The organism is Paenibacillus sp. JJ-100, from assembly GCF_948329825.1.
Lineage (GTDB): Bacteria > Bacillota > Bacilli > Paenibacillales > Paenibacillaceae > Paenibacillus.
Map to the genome: position 1 here is coordinate 122,336 of NZ_CAOJCM010000007.1, position 19,042 is coordinate 141,377.

A 19,042-nucleotide genomic window follows, 5' to 3' on the forward strand; every position below is an offset into this window, starting at 1 on the left:
GAGATCTTTTAATTGAGATCTCTAATATAGGCGGCTCTGTCGGACTTTTTTGACAGGCCGTTTTTTTCTTTTTTATTGCCATAAGGGATATCAAGTTCATAAACTTTTCATAAACTGTAGTCTAGGATTCTGTTATGAAACAAGTATTTTTGGGTTATAAGAAGTGAGAGAGGATTGCAGATGGATTTGTCAATATAATTTATGGAAATAAAGTGTCTAAAATGAGAATAAAATTTGAACATTTATTGACTAAAATTCATACTGATGTGGTATATTGATAACAGGGAAGAACTTACAAAAAGGGAAAAGGAAGTGTTTACTATGGCGTCGAAGACAGCTATGGTCAGCCAATTAGAGCGTAAAGATAAAAATATGCAAAGAGCAGTTTTGACAATGACTGTCATGGCATGGATTGCACTTATTACCGGAGTTGTGATGTGTCTGATTAACCTGAATGATTTTAACGATCGGAACCTGGGATTAATGGTGGGTATTGGATTTCTCGTAGGTAGCGTATTTATTTACGTTATTGCCAAAGCTATTGGTCTGGTTCATACACGACGGGAAGATGAAGGCGCAGATTGATTATAAACTTGCAGAATAACGTTCATAATAAGACTGGAAAATCCCCCCGGAATCCAGTCAATTTAAGCCCTTTGCGGATTCGTTGACATTAGTTCAACGGGACTGTGAAGGGTTTTGTTTTTGGAGTTGGAGGGTAAGGGTTACAGAGCAAAAATATCAACCGAACAAGTGATTTGTGAGAAAAAATTCACAGTTTTAGGGTGTAAAATCGACAAATTTGTTAACAAGAATAAAAAAGTTACTCGTTTCTGATATCTTTAATAGGTACAGAGTAGTATACTGATTTTTTAGTATTAGCGAATATTTAAGGAGAGGGGATCAAAATGAACAAGAAACCTAGGTCGCTAACTCGGATTATTATTCCGGTTGTCCTGACATTGGTTACAATTGCACTAATTGTTTGGCCGTTGGTGGCAGGCGGGCAGTACGTTGTTCTGGATCCGAAGGGGCCTATCGGTGCTTCGCAAAGAGACCTGATTGTTATTGTAACTGTTCTCTGCGGAATCGTTATTGTTCCTGTGTTGATTATGTCTGCTGTAATCGTTTGGCGTTACCGCGACAAGCCAGACAACAAAAATGAGTATCAACCCAACTGGGCTCATAATACGAAGGCAGAAGTAATCTGGTGGACCATTCCGATTATTATTGTTGGACTGATTGCTATTATTACAGTTCGCTATACGTATGATCTGGAGCCTTCCAAACCGATAGCGCATGAGAAAGATCCAGTTACGATTCAAGTATCTTCACTGGACTGGAAATGGTTGTTCCTCTATCCTGAACAAGGCATAGCAACGGTTAATACGCTGAATATTCCGGCAAACCGTCCTGTGAAATTTGAACTGACTGCGGATTCACCAATGAACTCGTTCTGGATTCCGCAATTGGGTGGACAAATTTACACAATGTCAGGTATGGCGATGACCTTGTATTTGGAAGCAGATCATGAAGGTAAGTACTGGGGTTCAGGAGCGAACTTCACGGGCGAACACTTCGGGGCGATGCGTTTTGATGTGAACGCCACTTCCGATGAAGAGTTTGAACAATGGGTGCAAGAAGTAAAGCAACAATCTCAGGAAATGACTCAAGAGACGTATGAAGCTCTTGCGAAGCCGGGAACAAGTAATGTCGCTTATTATTCTTCGTTCCCTGAAGGTCTTTTCCAAAAGATCGTAACAAAATATGTTGTTAAAGGCAAAAGTACCAGCGAGCAAGAGAGTTCGAGTTCAAACGAAGCTGCTGGAGAACAATCCTTATCTGTACCTAAATTAAATACAAGTACGAACTAAAGATTGGAAAGGAGGCTCCCAATGTTAGAGACGTTAAAGGAGTTCGCATCGGAATTTTTCGTCACCGGCGATCCATTGATTTATGGTGCGATGGTAGCGATCGGAATCACGACGATTGCGATTGTAGCGGTGCTGACTTATTTCAAAAAATGGGGCTGGCTCTGGCGTAACTGGTTAACTACTGTTGACCACAAAAAGATCGGTATTATGTATATTATAGCTTCCATTATCATGTTGTTCCGTGGTGGTGTGGACGCTCTAATGATGCGTCTGCAGCTGGCCATGCCTAATATGGATTTTTTAAATCCAGAACACTACAACCAAGTCTTCACAACACATGGTACGATCATGATCCTGTTCATGGCGATGCCATTTATGTTCGGTTTGTTTAACGTCATTGTGCCGTTACAGATCGGAGCAAGGGACGTTGCATTCCCGTTCCTGAACGCACTGAGCTTCTGGTTATTTTTCCTGGGCGCAATGCTGTTCAACCTGTCCTTCGTTATCGGTGGTTCACCGGATGCGGGATGGCTGAGTTATCCGCCTCTATCGGAGCTGTCACACAGTCCAGGGGTAGGACAGAACTTCTATATATGGGGTATCCAGATATCGGGTATCGGTTCCCTGGCAACCGGTATCAACTTCTTGGTTACCATCATTAAAATGCGTGCGCCAGGCATGAAATGGATGAAAATGCCGATGTTCACTTGGTCGGTATTCTCCACTTGTATCATTATCTTGTTTGCATTCCCGATCTTGACAGTGACACTTGCACTGCTCTTCCTCGACAGGTTTGCCGGGGCGCATTTCTTCACACTTGATCTGGGTGGTAACCCAATGATGTATGTCAACTTGATCTGGATGTGGGGTCACCCTGAGGTATACATTGTTATCTTGCCGGCATTCGGGGTATTCTCCGAGATCGTAAGTACGTTCTCACGGAAAAAACTGTTTGGTTACAAATCAATGGTCTTCGCGATGTTGATTATCAGCTTCCTGTCCTTCTTCACATGGGCGCATCACTTCTTCACGATGGGTTCAGGAGCAGATGTTAATGCTTTCTTCGCGGTAACAACCATGTTGATTGCCATTCCGACAGGGGTTAAAGTCTTTAACTGGCTCTTTACGATGTATCGGGGCCGAATACGCATGGCTACACCGATGTTGTGGACGATTGCCTTTATTCCATGCTTTATTGTCGGTGGGATGACGGGGGTTATGTTATCTGTAGCTCCAGCTGACTTCCAATTCCACAACAGTTACTTCCTGATTGCCCACTTCCACCAAGTATTGATCGGGGGCGTAGCCTTCGGATACTTCGCAGGTCTATACTACTGGTGGCCTAAAATGTTCGGTTTCCAATTGGAAGAAAGACTGGGCAAATGGGCATTCTGGTTCTGGAATATTGGTTTCTATGTCTGCTTCATGCCGCAGTACGCTGTCGGTCTGATGGGTATGACACGTCGTCTGAGCACTTATGGCTGGGATACTGGTTGGTGGGAACTCAACTTCGTATCCACAATCGGAGCATTCCTTATGGGTGCCGGATTCCTGTTCCAAGTTGCACAAATTGCAGACGGTATTCGCAAACACAAAGCACTCAAAGCTTCTGGCGATCCATGGGATGGTCGTACGCTTGAGTGGTCGATTCCTTCACCTGCTCCAGAATACAACTTCGCTGTTACACCTCGCGGAGATGATCTTGATGAGTGGTGGGAAGAGAAAGAACGTCGTGCGAAAGGCATCTATCCGCCTGAGCCTGTAATTGAGCCAATTCATATGCCGAAGAATTCTTCTATTCCGTTCATTATGTCTGTCTTCTGGTTCGTAGCCGGTTTTGGCTTCGTCTTCGGATGGCTGTGGATGGCAATACTTGGACTCGCTGGCGTAGGTATCTGCATGATTGCTCGTTCCTTCTCTTACGATACGGATTATTACATTCCGGTCGATGAAATCAAGCGTACCGAAGCGTCGTTAAGGGGGTCGGTATAGATGGCTCAAGTAGCCGCTAAGCACGGTGAGAATCATGCACATGGCCATGACCATGGTCATCATGATCCACAAGAAATGAAAATTCTCGGATTTTGGTTCTTCCTGATTTCCGACGTGATCCTGTTCTCCGTATTGTTCGCAACCTTTATTGTGTTGCGAGACAATACGGCGGGCGGACCAATTCTGTCTGAACTGATCAAAATGCCTGGTGTTATTGCGGAAACATTCATTTTGCTCACAAGTTCATTTACGAGTGGACTTGCAGTTCTGGCGATGAACCAAGGTAAAGTGAAACAATTGATTAACTGGCTGATCGTTACAGCCGCTCTAGGTGCAGGCTTCCTTGCTCTGGAAATTTATGAGTTTGTTGAGATGGTTCACGAAGGATTTAGCTACACGACAAGTGCAGCCTCCGGTGCATTCTTTACCCTTGTGGGTACGCACGGACTTCACGTATCGCTCGGTCTGATCTGGATGATCGGTCTGGTGTTCCAACTGAAAAAACGGGGCATTACCGATGTAACTCGTGGTAAAGTCAACGTAATCAGCTTGTACTGGCACTTCTTGGACGTTGTATGGATCTTCGTCTTGACCATCGTCTATCTGATGGGGGTGATGTAGATGGCAGAGCATAACACACATGATTCTCATGGCCATGAACAACATGGTTCACTGAAGTCCTATGTCATCGGCTTCATTCTGTCCATCGTTCTGACCATCATTCCTCTGGTAGTGGTGCTGAACGACTTACTGAACAGAACAGGAACTATGGTTGTTATTCTTGGAGCCGCGGCACTTCAATTTATGGTCCAACTCTTCTTCTTCATGCATATCCGTGAAACAGGGAAACCTCGCTGGAATGTGATGGCCCTTATTTTCGGATTGTTGATGATGATGACGATCGTTATTGGTTCGATCTGGATCATGTTGAACAACGCAGTTGCACATTAATTAATATTTTAAAGATCCTCATCGCTATGAGCTTCAAGGCGGTGGGGATCTTTTTTTGTTGTCTTGATATGTTGAATTTTTATTGAAAAAAGTTATTTTATATCACAATAAGTCGTTGATGAAATAATTCTCCATTGATACTATTGTTATGTAATCTGTAAATATATTCAATATGGCAGTTAGAACTACGCTGGCAAAATGATTAGTAGGAGATGCATCAATGAAAGCGAAGGTAATCCGTTATTACCGTTTTGGAGAACCAAGTGAAGTCCTTGAAATGAAAGAAAAAGAAGTGTTACCACCAGGTCCAGGTGAATTAGCAGTAAGGATGCGAGCTCGACCTATTAATCCCTCCGATATCCTTCCTATTCGAGGAGCATATCCACATCGTACTCGTCTGCCGGCTATCCCAGGGTTTGAAGGTATAGGCGTAGTTGAGGCAGTGGGGCCAGGTGTATCCAATCAAATGCTGGGACGACGTGTATTACCGTTAAGGGGTGAGAATACTTGGCAGGAAATCGTCAAAACGTCGGAGCGATTTGCTGTTGTTGTGCCCGAAGATATCGATGATCACTCAGCTAGTCAGATTTATATTAACCCGGTTACAGCTTGGTTGATCTGTACGGAGGTGCTTAACCTTACACATGGTCACACTCTGATTGTGAATGCAGGAGGATCTGCGATTGGGCGTATCTTCGCGCAGCTATCACAGATTTGTGGATTCCAATTGATAGCGATTACAAGAAATGATTGTCATACTGTTGATTTGTTACGTCTCGGGGCAGTTTCTGTTGTGAATACAACTAAGGAGCTACTACTGGAGAGAATCGCAGCACTAACAGAAGGATGTGGTGCTGATGCCGCTGTGGATTGCATTGGCGGGACAAATGGGGAACAGCTGGTAGATTGTCTGAAGCCGGGTGGTACGATCATCAGTGTTGGCCTGCTTTCAGGAATCACACCATTATGGCATGAAGTAACACAGGGAGCACAAATTAATGTGCGACTTTTCTGGTTAAAGCACTGGGTGGAACGTAGTTCTCAAGAACGCTGGGAACAGGTATTCCATGAGTTGATGGATCTAATTAGAAGTGGCAGACTTGTCATGGCAAACATTGGGGCGGCTTTTGAGCTAGTGAATGTACAACAGGCTATTGCAGCGGCTGAATCGGGCGTAGAGGGGAAGGTACTCCTATTATAGTAATACATAGAACTGGGTTGAATTTTTAGCAAGAAAAATGGGATATGCAACAACAGTTGATCCGTAAACAACAATCTTGAACCGCTGTATGATTAGCGACATTAAAGGAAATAGCAAATACGATCCAATGAATTTAAACATTTTATAAAATAAGGGTACACAAATGTTATTAAATGAACTAAAATGAACTTATATAAACTTTAATGAACATTGATGAACATCATCAAAGATTAGAAGACGTCAGGCGTGCACGAACTCATTTCACAAGACGAAAGGAATGGATAACAGATGGAAAACCGTTATGCAGCACACCCGAATGAGGTCAAAAAATATGATACAGCTCGTTTGCGTGAGGAATTCCTCATGGAGCAATTGTTCGCGAAGGATGAACTGGTAACAGTATACTCCCATGTGGATCGTTATATCGTAGGAACGGCTGTAACTCAAAGCAAAGATATCACCCTTGAAGTAAATCTAAAAGATATCGGAACGGACTTTTTCCTGGAGCGTCGTGAAATCGGTATCATTAACGTTGGTGGACAAGGTACCGTAACAGCGGATGGAGAAGTATATGAGATTGGAGCTAAAGAATGCCTCTACATTGGTAAAGGGGTTAAGGAAGTCGTGTTCAAGAGCAATGGCACAGAACAGGCTGCTCAGTTTTACTTCGTTTCCACGCCAGCTCATCACACCTATCCGACGGTAAAAGCAACTCAAGAGCAAGCACAGCCGAATCATCTCGGCAGCATCGAAAGTTCCAACGAACGTACGATTTATCGTTACATTCACCAAGGTGAAGGCGGAATCAAGAGTTGTCAGCTCGTCATGGGTATTACAGAATTGAACAAAGGAAACATGTGGAACACGATGCCTGCACATACGCATAACCGTCGTTCCGAAGTATACCTGTACTGGAATCTGCCCGAAGATGGCGTTGTATTCCACATGATGGGTGAACCAACTGAAACGCGTCACCTCGTTGTGCGTGATCGCCAGGCGATCATCTCTCCAAGCTGGTCGATTCATAGCGGTGTGGGTACGAGCAACTACACATTCTGCTGGGCGATGGCTGGAGAAAACCAGACGTTCGAGGATATGGACGGCGTAGCGATGAAGGATCTGAAATAAGAAGGAAATAGGAAGTGGATTAGATGAATCCATTGAAACGACATGAAAAAATAATGGAAGCTCTACTAGAGCGCCAAGAGGTCACAGTCAGTGATCTGAGCGATCTGCTGCAGGTGACAGGCAAAACAGTGCGTGAAGATCTCGACAAGCTGGAGAGCATGGGCTTGCTCGTGCGAGTACATGGCGGGGCCATGCTGGCACAGAATGACCAATATGGTATTTTGAACAGCCGAGGGGCCCTTGAGAAAAACCAGACCGAGAAAATCGAGATTGCCGAACGAGCACTTGCGTACATCAAGCCTGGAGATATTGTAGCACTGGATGGCGGAAGCACGACGCTAGAGATAGCGAAGCGATTGGATAATCAGCCGCTGACAGTGATTACAAGTGACTTGTACATCATTGCCGAGCTGACCAAAAAGGAACAGATCAGGCTGGTTGTGCCCGGTGGATCGCGTGTACGAAATATGTTGGTAGGTGAGGATACTGCCGCATTTATCTCCGGTCTGAACATTCATAAGGCTTTTATCTCAACGACCGCGCTCCATCCTGAATTTGGGTTATCCATCTATACAGGAGATCTGGTTCCGCTGAAAAAAGCAATGATTGCGGCCGCGCAGCAAGTGTTCGGTGTAGTGGATCATTACAAATTCGGGCAATTTGCTCTACGGACCTTCGCACAATGTACTGAGCTGGATTATATCATCAGTGACAACCATCTGGATGAAGAGACCGCAGGTCTGTACAAGCAGATGGGTGTCCTGGTGGATTACCAAAGTTAATGAACGGCATAGATCTTTAACGTGATGAAAAACAAATGATGTTAATTGCATATTAACGACAGGTGGAGGAATCGTTCATGAACCCTTTTGATTTAAGTGGACAAGTGGCAATGGTTACCGGTACTTCAGGAGGACTTGGACAAGGAATGGCTGTTGGGCTTGCGGAAGCAGGAGCAGATGTGGTGCTGGTGTCTTACTCCAAACCGGCAGAAACAGCAAGTGCCATTGAAGCATTGGGACGCAAAGCGCATATCATTGAAGCAGACCTAAGCAAGGAAGAGGAGTTATCAGCTGTATTTGAGAAAGCGTTGTCGTTCCAAGGCAGAATTGATATTCTCGTCAACAACGCAGGCATTATTCGCCGTACTCCAGCCGCGGATCACGCGCATCAGGACTGGCATGATGTTATCGCATTGAACTTGAACAGCGTATTTTTCCTGAGCCAGCTGGCGGGAAGACATATGATTGAACGCGGAAGCGGCAAAATCATCAATATTGCATCGATGCTATCTTACCAGGGCGGCATTAATGTCCCGGGATATACGGCTAGCAAACACGGCGTTGCCGGATTGACCAAAGCACTCGCCAATGAGTGGGCTGGCAAAGGCATTCAGATTAACGGTATTGCGCCAGGTTATATGGTGACGGATAATACAACACAGATTCGTGCGGACGAGAACCGTTATCGTGATATTACCGCGCGTATTCCAGCCGGTCGTTGGGGAACTCCAGAAGATTTGAAAGGTCCGGTTGTATTCCTGGCTTCTGCCGCATCAGATTATCTGAACGGACATGTACTGAATGTGGACGGTGGATGGATGGCACGTTAGGCAATGATCTGATCTCAAGACCCATTTTGCAGAAGGAGGCAGTGTGATGAAACTTGGCATTCTTGCACATACGTTTGGCAAACGGCCTACAGCTGAATTGGCTCAGACGATTGCGGACAACGGATTCAATGCGGTGCAGCTGGCTTTAGCCAAAGCTTTGTCCGATGTGGATTCTGCAAACGGCAAATTGAGCCCGGGATTAGCGAATGAGGTCGGCGAACAATTTGCTAGCCGTGGGGTAAAGATTGCTGTTCTCGGTTGTTATATCAATCCGATTGATCCCGATCCTGTGAGTCGTCGTGCAGATATTAATCGATTCAAAGAGCATCTGCGTTATGCTCGGGATTTTGGGTGCAGTATGGTTGCCACGGAAACCGGGGACCGACACACGTATCGGGATTCTCACCCCGATAACTACGATGAGAAATCCTGGAGTGTACTGAAAGATACACTTGAAGAAATCACAGAGGAAGCCGAAAAATGGGGCGTGCATGCTGCCATTGAACCGGTAGCCACCCATACGCTCCATACGTATGAACATATGACTCGTTTGTTTGAAGAGATTCCATCATCGAATCTGGGGATGTTGTTCGATCCGTGTAATCTAATTAAGCAGCATCATACGGCTGATCAAGGCGCGTTTTTGCGTGAAGTGATGGAAAAGTTGTATGAGCGAATCATTGTCATTCATGCGAAGGATGTAGCTTTTAATGAACAGGGAGAGAAGTATAATCCTGTTCCTGGAGCGGGCATCTTGGACTATCCGTTGTTTTTCGAATTGCTTAAGACATATAAACCACACATTGATATATCGCTGGAAGGTGTGAATGCAGAACAGGCTGTACCTGCTGCCAAACATCTGCGTGAGGTATGGAGATCAGTGAAGGTTTAATCCATTATAGCTTAATCAAGAGTTGTAGGTGTTGTTAGAGATTCGATCAGAACTTAAGCTAATGAACCGTGACTAACGATAAAGCTAGATTGATGAATGATTGAAAAACCTTTGCTACGGCAAAGGTTTTTTTAGTACATCAGATTGGATTTTTACATATTAACATTTCTTATCGGAAAAATCGGAAATAACTCTTTTCAAAAGCGACATCTTGTGAGAGAATATGAAAAACATAAGCCCCCATGACAAGACATCAAGAAACCAGAAATTGAAATTACGATGCAGAAGAATGTATATATCAAGGGAGGATTCAGAATTATGTCAAACGAACGTGAACTTTCATTTGAAACATTAGCTATTCATGCAGGTCAAGAGATTGACCCGACAACTCAGTCCAGAGCCGTGCCATTGTACCAGACCACATCTTATGGATTCCGTGATACGGAGCACGCTGCTAATCTGTTTGGTTTGAAAGAGTTTGGCAACATCTACACACGTCTGATGAATCCTACAACTGATGTGTTTGAACAGCGAATTACGGCCCTGGAAGGTGGAGCAGGCGCACTCGCGACGGCTTCCGGTCAAGCTGCCATTACGTTCTCTTTGCTGAACATTGCCGGTGCTGGGGATGAAATTGTGTCCTCGGCGAGTCTGTATGGGGGAACATACAACCTGTTCTCAACCACGTTGCCGAAGCTCGGCCTTGATGTGAAATTTGTGGATTCCAGTGATCCTGAAAACTTCCGCGCGGCGATTACGGAGAAAACAAAAGCATTATACGCTGAAACGATTGGTAACCCGAAAGGGAACGTACTGGATATTGAAGCGGTAGCAGCCATTGCCCATGAACACGGGATTCCTCTTATCGTGGATAATACGTTCCCAAGCCCGTATTTGCTTCGTCCCATTGAGCATGGAGCGGACATTGTGGTTCACTCAGCGACCAAGTTCATTGGTGGACACGGTACATCCATCGGCGGTGTTATTGTAGACAGTGGAAAATTTGACTGGAAAGCAAGCGGCAAATTCCCGGGCTTGACTGAACCAGACCCGAGTTATCATGGAGTTGTGTATACGGAAGCGGTTGGCCCGATTGCGTATATTATTAAAGCGCGTGTACAGTTGCTACGTGACTTGGGCGCGTCGATCTCTCCATTCAACTCCTGGTTACTGCTGCAAGGTTTGGAGACACTGCACCTCCGTGTGGAACGCCATAGCAGCAATGCACTGGCTGTGGCGGAGTATCTGGAGAAACATGAGGATGTTCTGTGGGTAAGCTATGCAGGACTGCCGAGTCATCCATCCTATGAGCTTGCGCAAAAGTATCTGCCAAGAGGTCAGGGTGCGATTTTGACATTCGGAATTAAAGGTGGTGTAGAGGCAGGACGTAAATTGATCGAAAATGTAAAACTGTTCTCTCACCTCGCTAACGTTGGTGATTCCAAGTCATTGATCATTCATCCGGCAAGTACAACACATGCCCAGTTGACGGAGGAAGAGCAAACTGCAGCGGGTGTTAATCCGGAATTAATCCGTTTGTCCATCGGTACGGAAAATATTCAGGATATCATCTATGACCTGGAGCAAGCCATTAAGGCAAGCCAAGGTGCAAACGTAGGTGCGTAAAAAGGTTTAAATTTAATGTGTAGTTTAATCATTGAGGTAAAGTAAAAGTTGCGAAGAAGTGAGACAACCCTCTGGTGGGTGCTCACTTCTTTTTTTATTCCATCAGCTCAAAGAGCACGATACTAATGGTAGATTGAGTAAAGCTAGAGTGCATTATGTTTTCCTTTATTGGCTTACAAGAGTCAGTTTGTCCGGCAATATACCAGGTGTGGACTCTCTCATAATAGGTGTAGTCACGATATGTGAGACCTGGTAAGGCTGTTCCGGGTTGTCGATTCGGGACAACAGCATTTCTGCCGCCTTAATCCCCATCTCGTTGCTGTAGATATGGACCGTCGTTAAAGGAGGCTCAATGATTCTTGATTCAGGTGCGTTATCGAATCCACATACCACAATATCCTGCGGAACCGTCACATCTCTTGATTTAAAGGCCTTGATTAGCTCAACCGCAATGAAGTCATTAGCGCATACATACGCCGAAGGGAATGTCTCTAGTGCAGACACCCGCTCCTTCAACCAACCAGGTTTTGAGAAGAACAGCTTATCATTATCTGTAATGCAGTGGGAGAGATCTACCTGCAGTCCTGATTCCAGCATCGCGCGGTTATATCCCATCCATCGTTCATTAAAGCTTTTACAGTGATTGTAATCCCCGGCAAAACCGATACTATTGCAGCCGCTATCTATGAGTTTTTTGGTTAAATGGTAGATACTATGTTCATTCTCCATAAGTAACAGATCGGCATGGAAATCCGGATAACAAATGTTAGCTGCACAATCGATAAAGATCGTAGGAATTCCGAGCTCTGTAATAAGGCGGGTGTATTCCAGATTAAATAACTCGATGCAAATGATGCCGTCCACTTTTGAAACATCAAAATTGTTTGGTAATGTCGGGCTATCCTGATCAACTGCACGAACGATATGGATCGAAAGATTATACCCCTCTGCACTGATTCTTTTCTCCAGTCCACTGATTAACAATGATCCAAAGTGAGACGTATTAGGAAGGTTTTCTGTTAACAGGGCGATATTGCCCGGCGTTTTGCTAAGAATCTGTTCGCTCTCCACGTAAGCGAATTGTTTGTATTTTAACTCAATCGCTTTTCTAATTACCCGATTCCGTGTCTCTTCAGGAATGTTCCCGCTATCATTAAGGGCTTTGGAAGCTGTATTTCTGGAAATGCCCAAAGCATCCGCGATATCCTGTATCGTCACTTTCTCTTTTGCCATGTTATATCTCACCTCTAATGGTCAATTCATTATCTCAAATATGTCTTAACCCAAATGTATAATATATCAGGGTAAATAGCAATCTCATTTTTACAAATGCACAAGATTAATATGTTTTTGTAAACCTAATTTTTATCGTAATTTGCAAATGGGGAAATCTCACATTTTCATGACATGAATCGAAGTTAGACGCAACATAGTATTTTAACATCTGATTCAGCAAGGTTTCTGAGCTTTTCACCTATCTTTTACACAATTATTGTTGTGCTAACATTGAGCATATGCACATTTAATTTTTACATTTTGTATTGACATATTGGATTCGATTCTGATAAATTGTAAAATATTGAATATGCAATTGTAAATGTTGTAAACCCTTACTGTAAACGATTGTGAATTACATTCATGAATGGAGGTCATGTGTTGGAGAAAACAGTGAACACGAATAAAAGGATGGCGAACGGCCTCAAGGAGAGAAGCTCTCTTTTTAACCTACTGCAGCAAATGAAAAAAAATTATTTTTTGTATGTATTGCTTGCGCCAGCGCTCATCCTGACTTTGATCTTTAAATACATTCCGATGTATGGGGCTATTATCGCATTCAAGGACTTCAGTCCGATCAAGGGCATCATGGGTAGTGAGTGGGTGGGCTTGAAGCATTTCGAGAAATTTTTAGCTTCACCCAATTTTGACGTCATATTTATGAATACGCTTAAACTCAGCTTTTTGGGGCTGATTTTCAGTTTCCCTATACCTATTCTGCTGGCTCTCATGCTAAATCAGGTGCGAAAAGCTGCTGTGAAGAAAAATATTCAATTGTTTCTATATGCACCTAATTTTATATCCGTTGTCGTTGTTGTGGGCATGTTGTTTATTTTTTTATCGCCGACAGGTCCCATTAATCAATTAACCACATGGATTACAGGTCAGCCGATTATGTTTATGTCCGAACCTGAATATTTCCGCTGGATTTACATTTTGTCCGATATCTGGACTGGAGCAGGCTGGGCTTCGATTATATACGTTGCAGCTTTGGCCAATGTCGATCCCGAGCTTCACAATGCGGCCAATCTGGATGGTGCCAATCTTCTTCAGCGCATTCGCCACATCGATCTTCCGACCATTCGTCCGATTATGGCCATCGTCTTTATCCTTGCGGCGGGCGGAATTATGTCCATCGGATTCGAGAAGGCGTACTTAATGCAAACATCTATGAATCTGCCATCCTCGGAAATTATTGCCACCTATGTATATAAGGTCGGATTGCAGTCAGGTGATTACGCCTATTCTGCGGCAGTTGGATTATTCAACTCCATCATTAATGTCATCCTGCTGATTACCGTGAATCTGATCGTGAAGAAATTAAACGAAGGCGAAGGCCTTTATTAGGAAGGAGTGTTGCGCATGACTATTAAACCGACAGGGTTGGATCGTCTGATCCTTGCACTGAATGCCATTTTTCTAACGTGTGCTGTACTGGTTGTGGTGGTTCCTCTCATTTATATCGTTATCGCTTCCTTTATGGACCCAACGGTACTGCTGAACCAAGGTTTGTCCTTTAACGTATCCGACTGGAGTCTGGACGGCTATCAGATGATTTTATCCAATCCGGCCATGATTCGAGGTTTCGCGAATGCGGTGTTATACTCCGTTTCCTTTGCCTTCATGACCGTTGCGGTCTCAATCTGTGCAGGTTATGCATTGTCTGAGGAAAGACTGGCGGGAAGAGGTTTCTTCATGGTGATATTTATCATCACGATGTTCTTTGGCGGCGGTCTCATTCCCACTTATCTGCTCGTACGCAATCTCGGGATGCTCGATACGATATGGGCGATCATTATTCCTGGAGCCGTTAACGTGTGGAACATCATTCTATCCAGAACGTTTTTCAAAGGTGTCCCAAGGGAACTCAAAGAAGCTGCGAACGTGGATGGCGCTTCGGATATGAAGATTTTCTTCCAGATTGTCATTCCGTTGTCTAAACCCATCATATTTGTCCTCGCCTTGTATGCGTTCGTCGGACAATGGAATTCATATTTCGATGCCATGATTTATCTGGATAATCCCAATCTGCACCCCTTACAGCTTGTTCTGCGTTCCATATTGATCCAGAATCAGGCTGCGCCGGGCATGATCAGTGATCAGCTTGCTATGGCAGAGCTCAAACGGCTTTCCGAGATGATTAAGTACTCTGCGATTGTTATCTCGAGTCTGCCGCTGATTATCATGTATCCGTTTTTTCAAAAGTATTTCGAGAAGGGTGTCATGGTAGGTTCACTCAAATAGTGAACAGCCTGAGATATCGCTAGTCAGATCCAATCCTATAAAGTGGAGGTCATGTCATGAAAAAAATGAAAAAGTCCAAAAGAGCCATTACAACGCTTTCCGTTTCGATGTTGTCTGCTATGCTGCTGCTCTCGGCTTGTGGTGGGAGCGGGGGAGGGGCAGCAAGTGAAGCTCAGTCTCCGGATGGGAAAGTGACATTGAATTTTATAACGCAAAGCTCGCCGCTGGCTCCGGCCGATCCCAACGAGAAGCTGATTAACAAAAGGCTTGAGGAAAAGACCAATGTGCATATCAACTGGAAGAACTATACGAGTGATGTGTTTGCCGAAAAAAGAAATCTGGCGGTAGCCAGCGGGGATTTGCCCGATGCCATTTTTGACGCGGGTTACGGGGATTATGATCTCTTGAAGCTGGCCAAAGACGGGGCTATTATTCCGCTTGAAGACTTGATCGATCAATATATGCCCAATCTGCAAAAGGTATTAAAGGAAGCTCCGGAATACAAGAGCATGATCACAGCACCGGATGGACATATTTATTCTTTTCCATGGATCGAGGAGCTCGGAAGCGGCAAACAGCGGATCCAAGCGGTGGATAATTTGCCCTGGATCAATGTGGAGTGGTTGAACAAGCTTGGACTGAAGATGCCAACGACCACGGAGGAATTGAAAAAGGTGCTGATCGCATTCAAAACGCAGGATCCGAATGGGAATGGGAAGGCAGACGAAATTCCGTTGTCGTTCATTAACAAGCCGGGCGGTGAAGATCTGACATCTCTCTTTGCGGCATTTGGACTTGGCGAGAACTGGGACCATACTGTAGTGACGAACGATGGAAAGGTAGTCTTTACCGCAGCGGATGATGGCTACAAGGAAGCCGTGAAATTCATCCATGAGCTTGTGCAGGAAGGCCTTGTTGATGTGGAAGCTTATCAGCAGGATTGGAATACGTATCTAGCCAAGGGTAAGGATCATAAGTACGGCATGTATTTCACTTGGGATAAGGCAAACATTACGGGGATGAATGACACATATGATGTTTTGCCACCGGTTGCTGGTCCGAACGGAGAGAGAAATGTGACAAGAACCAACGGAATCGGGCTCGACCGAGGACGTATGGTCATCACGAGCAGTAATAAAAATCTGGAATCTACAGCAAAGTGGGTGGACCAGCTATACGAACCGCTCCAGTCGATCCAAAATAACTGGGGAACGTACGGAGATGAAACCCAGCAAAATATTTTTGAATTCGATGAAGCCAAAGGTATGCTGAAGCATCTGCCGCTGGAAGGGGCAGCGCCTGTCGAACTGAGACAAAAAACAAGCATTGCCGGACCGCTGGCTATTCTGGATAGTTATTACGACAAGTATACAACCAAACCGGAAGATGCTGCATGGCGTATGGAGCTTCTTGATCGGGTTATGGTTCCGCATATGAAAGCAGATAACGTTTACCCAAGCGTATTCTTCTCCATCGACGAGCTTGACCGACTGTCTACCATTGAAACCGACCTGTTCGCCTATGTACTGCGCATGCGCACGGAATGGTATCAGAACGGGAAGATTGAGCAGGAGTGGAATGCCTATCTGAAAGAGCTGGATCGTCTTGGATTACAGGAATGGCTTCAAATCAAACAAGCAGGATACGACCGTAACACACAATAAACGAATCGGACACGGAGACTTTGACTTCGAGTAGCAACCTGCTTAGACATCAGAGTTTCTGGCAAACCGGTCTATGTAGAGGAGAGAATCAGCATGTCTACAATTTCAACAAACGATTACCGCAGTACCTATCATTTCTCGCCAAAAGAGAAGTGGATGAATGATCCTAACGGAATGGTTTTCTTCAAAGGTGAGTACCACCTGTTCTATCAATATCACCCGTACGGTAATACATGGGGACCCATGCATTGGGGACACGCTGTGACCAAGGACCTCTTTACCTGGGAAGAGCTGTCTGTGGCTTTGGCGCCGGATGAACATGGCATGATCTTCTCAGGCAGTGCTGTGGTAGATTGGAACAATACTTCCGGTTTCTTTGATGAGGAGCCAGGACTAGTAGCCATTTTCACTCACCACTTGGAAGTACCGAACGATCAGCCGGTTCAGCGGCAAAGCATTGCGTACAGCAAGGACAATGGCCGCACATGGGACAAATATAAGGGAAATCCGGTACTGCAGCATGAGTCATTCGTAGATTTTCGCGATCCCAAGGTGTTCTGGCATGAGCAGACGAAGGAATGGGTGATGATTATTGCCTGTGGCCAGAGCGTTTGTCTATATCGTTCTCCCAATCTGAAGGAGTGGACTCTCGGGAGTGAATTCGGTGCAGGCATCGGTTCACATGACGGTGTATGGGAGTGTCCTGACCTGTTTCCGCTAGCAGTGGATGGAAATAATCAGCATATAAAATGGGTTATGCTTGTGAGCATTGGTGCAGATCCTGCGTTTAAGGAAGGTTCGCGAACTCAATACTTTACCGGGGAGTTTGATGGTTCGACCTTTGTCCCGGATGAAGCTTCCCACACTGTGCGTTGGCTTGACTATGGACGGGACAACTACGCGGGGGTCAGTTGGTCGGACATTCCGGCAGATGACGGCAGACGGCTGTTTATGGGCTGGATGAGCAATTGGATGTATGCCAACCAAACGCCTACAGAAGGTTACCGCGGCGTCATGACTATAGCCCGTGAACTGAGTTTGGAAACGATAAATGGAAAAATAACGTTGGTTCAGCGTCCTGCCCGTGAGCTTGAACTAGCCCGGAGACCGATATTGTCTTTGCAGAACGTAACAGTCAAAGAGGCTAGGACTCACCTTACTAACCTGCAATTGGAGAGCTATGAAGTCGATGCGAAGTGGATATCCGAGCAATCCGTTCACTTTAAATTGCGAAGCAGCGCAAATCATCAAACGGTTGTTGGCATCGATGCGAGTCGGCAAGAAGTGTACGTCGATCGCGAGCGATCAGGCATCGTTGATTTTCATGAGCATTTCGGGGGACGTCATACAGCAAGCATTCAGTCAGAGAATGGAGATCATCATCTGCGTATGTATATAGATTCTTCATCAGTTGAGGTATTTGCCAATGGGGGGCAGGCCGTTATTACCGATCTGATCTATCCGGATGCGGAAGCGAAACGAATCACGGTAGATGCCGATGACGACAACGTAGTCTTCTCCTCTCTTGATATCTACGAGTTGACTCCAGCAAAAATGGCGATTAATAACAAATGAAGAGGAGGGGGTCAGGTCGATGCGTATAGGTGCAATTGAAGCAGGCGGAACTAAATTCGTATGTGGAATAGGCGATGAACAAGGAAATCTGGAGGACTGGTGTAGTTTTCCGACGGAACATCCCGAGATTACACTCGCTAAAGTTAGGGATTATTTTCGGGGTAAAGGCGTGGCTGCGATCGGCATTGGCTCCTTTGGTCCGATCGACCTGCAACCGGATAGCCCTTCTTATGGTTGTATCACGACAACTCCCAAGCCGGGATGGAACAACTGTAACGTGGTTGGCATCTTGAAGCGTGAATTCGGACTTCCTATCGGGTGGGATACGGATGTGAATGCCGCTGCACTAGGTGAAAGTACATGGGGAGCTGCTCAGGGCCTAGACAACTGCGTATATTATACGATTGGCACTGGGGTTGGCGTGGGACTCATCGCCGGAGGGAAAAGGGTACACGGATTATTGCATCCTGAAGGCGGACATATTCGGACAAGAAGGCATCCTCATGATCACTTTGTTGGCTTATGCAACTATCATGGCGATTGTCTGGAAGGACTGGCCGCAGGACCGGCCATCGAAGCACGCTGGGCAAGGCCTGGAAGTGAGCTGCCCAGCGACCACCTGGCGTGGGAGATCGAATCCTTCTACATTGCGGAGTCCATCACAACATCGATCCTGCTGCATTCGCCGCAGAAGGTCATCCTGGGGGGTGGAGTCATGCAGCAAACGCATCTGTTTCCCATGATTCGGGAACGGGTTGTCCAGAATCTCAATGGTTATGTGAATGTATCCGAACTGCTGCAAAATATCGATCAATATATTGTTCAACCAGGCTTGGGACAACAAGCAGGTTTATATGGTGCACTCGTCTTGGGTATGGAGGCGCTGGAACTCGCAACAACGGAATTATCATATTCAGATTCTGAAAAGGATGGATACCTATCCACTTCGTAGTTGGAATAGCGCACCGTTCCGATAAACACCCATTTACAAATGAACGGCACAGGCAT

At 45.3% G+C, this 19,042-nt stretch carries 17 protein-coding genes; 16 read left to right on the top strand and 1 reads right to left on the bottom strand.

Features of this window, described 5'->3' with window-relative positions; genetic code table 11:
* Positions 1-321 precede the first annotated feature (321 nt).
* The 11 genes from PQG66_RS21385 (at position 322) to PQG66_RS21435 (ending at position 11,276) form a co-directional block, all read left to right on the top strand.
* Positions 322-585, top strand: a complete 264-nt coding sequence (locus PQG66_RS21385) for a hypothetical protein (RefSeq protein WP_272039845.1) — start codon at positions 322-324, stop codon at positions 583-585.
* Between the two features lie 323 nt (positions 586-908).
* Positions 909-1,874, top strand: a complete 966-nt coding sequence (cyoA, locus tag PQG66_RS21390; RefSeq protein WP_272039846.1) for a ubiquinol oxidase subunit II — start codon at positions 909-911, stop codon at positions 1,872-1,874.
* Positions 1,875-1,895: 21 nt separating this feature from the next.
* Complete coding sequence (locus PQG66_RS21395) at positions 1,896-3,866, top strand: cbb3-type cytochrome c oxidase subunit I (RefSeq protein ID WP_272039847.1); 1,971 nt, start codon at positions 1,896-1,898, stop codon at positions 3,864-3,866.
* Positions 3,867-4,487 carry a cytochrome o ubiquinol oxidase subunit III gene (gene cyoC / locus PQG66_RS21400; RefSeq protein ID WP_272039848.1) on the top strand — a complete coding sequence of 207 codons (621 nt, stop codon included), beginning with the start codon at positions 3,867-3,869 and terminating at the stop codon, positions 4,485-4,487. It abuts the gene before it with no gap.
* On the top strand, positions 4,488-4,817 hold the full coding sequence (gene cyoD / locus PQG66_RS21405) for a cytochrome o ubiquinol oxidase subunit IV (RefSeq protein ID WP_272039849.1): 330 nt from the start codon (positions 4,488-4,490) through the stop codon (positions 4,815-4,817). It begins immediately after the preceding gene.
* Between the two features lie 220 nt (positions 4,818-5,037).
* Positions 5,038-6,018, top strand: a complete 981-nt coding sequence (locus tag PQG66_RS21410; RefSeq protein WP_272039850.1) for a zinc-dependent alcohol dehydrogenase family protein — start codon at positions 5,038-5,040, stop codon at positions 6,016-6,018.
* Between the two features lie 288 nt (positions 6,019-6,306).
* Complete coding sequence (gene kduI, locus PQG66_RS21415) at positions 6,307-7,146, top strand: 5-dehydro-4-deoxy-D-glucuronate isomerase (RefSeq protein WP_272039851.1); 840 nt, start codon at positions 6,307-6,309, stop codon at positions 7,144-7,146.
* Positions 7,147-7,169: 23 nt separating this feature from the next.
* Positions 7,170-7,928, top strand: coding sequence for a DeoR/GlpR family DNA-binding transcription regulator (locus PQG66_RS21420; protein ID WP_272039852.1), 759 nt, complete (start codon positions 7,170-7,172; stop codon positions 7,926-7,928).
* A 77-nt stretch (positions 7,929-8,005) separates the two neighbouring features.
* Positions 8,006-8,758 carry a 2-dehydro-3-deoxy-D-gluconate 5-dehydrogenase KduD gene (kduD, locus tag PQG66_RS21425; RefSeq protein WP_272039853.1) on the top strand — a complete coding sequence of 251 codons (753 nt, stop codon included), beginning with the start codon at positions 8,006-8,008 and terminating at the stop codon, positions 8,756-8,758.
* A 46-nt stretch (positions 8,759-8,804) separates the two neighbouring features.
* The gene (locus tag PQG66_RS21430) at positions 8,805-9,650 is read left to right on the top strand and encodes a sugar phosphate isomerase/epimerase family protein (protein ID WP_272039854.1); all 846 of its coding nucleotides are present in this window, start codon (positions 8,805-8,807) and stop codon (positions 9,648-9,650) included.
* Positions 9,651-9,968: 318 nt separating this feature from the next.
* A complete protein-coding gene (locus PQG66_RS21435) occupies positions 9,969-11,276 on the top strand; it encodes a homocysteine synthase (protein ID WP_272039855.1) in 1,308 nt (435 codons plus the stop codon).
* Between the two features lie 165 nt (positions 11,277-11,441).
* Here the strand turns inward: PQG66_RS21435 and PQG66_RS21440 are convergent, their stop codons facing one another.
* The gene (locus tag PQG66_RS21440) at positions 11,442-12,509 is read right to left on the bottom strand and encodes a LacI family DNA-binding transcriptional regulator (RefSeq protein WP_272039856.1); all 1,068 of its coding nucleotides are present in this window, start codon (positions 12,507-12,509) and stop codon (positions 11,442-11,444) included.
* A 453-nt stretch (positions 12,510-12,962) separates the two neighbouring features.
* Here PQG66_RS21440 and PQG66_RS21445 point away from each other — a divergent pair, with 453 nt between their 5' ends.
* The 5 genes from PQG66_RS21445 (at position 12,963) to PQG66_RS21465 (ending at position 18,986) form a co-directional block, all read left to right on the top strand.
* Entirely contained in the window at positions 12,963-13,898 is a 936-nt protein-coding gene (locus PQG66_RS21445) for an ABC transporter permease (RefSeq protein WP_272039955.1), read from the top strand.
* A gap of 15 nt (positions 13,899-13,913) precedes the next feature.
* Positions 13,914-14,795, top strand: coding sequence for a carbohydrate ABC transporter permease (locus PQG66_RS21450; protein WP_272039857.1), 882 nt, complete (start codon positions 13,914-13,916; stop codon positions 14,793-14,795).
* 56 nt (positions 14,796-14,851) lie between these two features.
* The gene (locus PQG66_RS21455; RefSeq protein ID WP_272039858.1) at positions 14,852-16,459 is read left to right on the top strand and encodes an ABC transporter substrate-binding protein; all 1,608 of its coding nucleotides are present in this window, start codon (positions 14,852-14,854) and stop codon (positions 16,457-16,459) included.
* 93 nt (positions 16,460-16,552) lie between these two features.
* Positions 16,553-18,034 carry a glycoside hydrolase family 32 protein gene (locus PQG66_RS21460; RefSeq protein ID WP_272039859.1) on the top strand — a complete coding sequence of 494 codons (1,482 nt, stop codon included), beginning with the start codon at positions 16,553-16,555 and terminating at the stop codon, positions 18,032-18,034.
* Between the two features lie 19 nt (positions 18,035-18,053).
* Complete coding sequence (locus PQG66_RS21465) at positions 18,054-18,986, top strand: ROK family protein (protein WP_272039860.1); 933 nt, start codon at positions 18,054-18,056, stop codon at positions 18,984-18,986.
* Positions 18,987-19,042 lie beyond the last annotated feature (56 nt).

Bases quoted from the DNA above. Each gene is read 5' to 3' on its own strand.
- cyoA (WP_272039846.1), top strand. From the start codon at position 909: ATGAACAAGAAACCTAGGTCGCTAACTCGGATTATTATTCCGGTTGTC.
- PQG66_RS21445 (WP_272039955.1), top strand. From the start codon at position 12,963: ATGGCGAACGGCCTCAAGGAGAGAAGCTCTCTTTTTAACCTACTGCAG.
- PQG66_RS21455 (WP_272039858.1), top strand. From the start codon at position 14,852: ATGAAAAAAATGAAAAAGTCCAAAAGAGCCATTACAACGCTTTCCGTT.
- PQG66_RS21440 (WP_272039856.1), bottom strand. From the start codon at position 12,509: ATGGCAAAAGAGAAAGTGACGATACAGGATATCGCGGATGCTTTGGGC.
- PQG66_RS21450 (WP_272039857.1), top strand. From the start codon at position 13,914: ATGACTATTAAACCGACAGGGTTGGATCGTCTGATCCTTGCACTGAAT.
- PQG66_RS21435 (WP_272039855.1), top strand. From the start codon at position 9,969: ATGTCAAACGAACGTGAACTTTCATTTGAAACATTAGCTATTCATGCA.
- PQG66_RS21420 (WP_272039852.1), top strand. From the start codon at position 7,170: ATGAATCCATTGAAACGACATGAAAAAATAATGGAAGCTCTACTAGAG.
- PQG66_RS21395 (WP_272039847.1), top strand. From the start codon at position 1,896: ATGTTAGAGACGTTAAAGGAGTTCGCATCGGAATTTTTCGTCACCGGC.
- PQG66_RS21410 (WP_272039850.1), top strand. From the start codon at position 5,038: ATGAAAGCGAAGGTAATCCGTTATTACCGTTTTGGAGAACCAAGTGAA.
- PQG66_RS21385 (WP_272039845.1), top strand. From the start codon at position 322: ATGGCGTCGAAGACAGCTATGGTCAGCCAATTAGAGCGTAAAGATAAA.
- cyoC (WP_272039848.1), top strand. From the start codon at position 3,867: ATGGCTCAAGTAGCCGCTAAGCACGGTGAGAATCATGCACATGGCCAT.
- PQG66_RS21465 (WP_272039860.1), top strand. From the start codon at position 18,054: ATGCGTATAGGTGCAATTGAAGCAGGCGGAACTAAATTCGTATGTGGA.
- PQG66_RS21460 (WP_272039859.1), top strand. From the start codon at position 16,553: ATGTCTACAATTTCAACAAACGATTACCGCAGTACCTATCATTTCTCG.
- kduI (WP_272039851.1), top strand. From the start codon at position 6,307: ATGGAAAACCGTTATGCAGCACACCCGAATGAGGTCAAAAAATATGAT.
- cyoD (WP_272039849.1), top strand. From the start codon at position 4,488: ATGGCAGAGCATAACACACATGATTCTCATGGCCATGAACAACATGGT.
- PQG66_RS21430 (WP_272039854.1), top strand. From the start codon at position 8,805: ATGAAACTTGGCATTCTTGCACATACGTTTGGCAAACGGCCTACAGCT.
- kduD (WP_272039853.1), top strand. From the start codon at position 8,006: ATGAACCCTTTTGATTTAAGTGGACAAGTGGCAATGGTTACCGGTACT.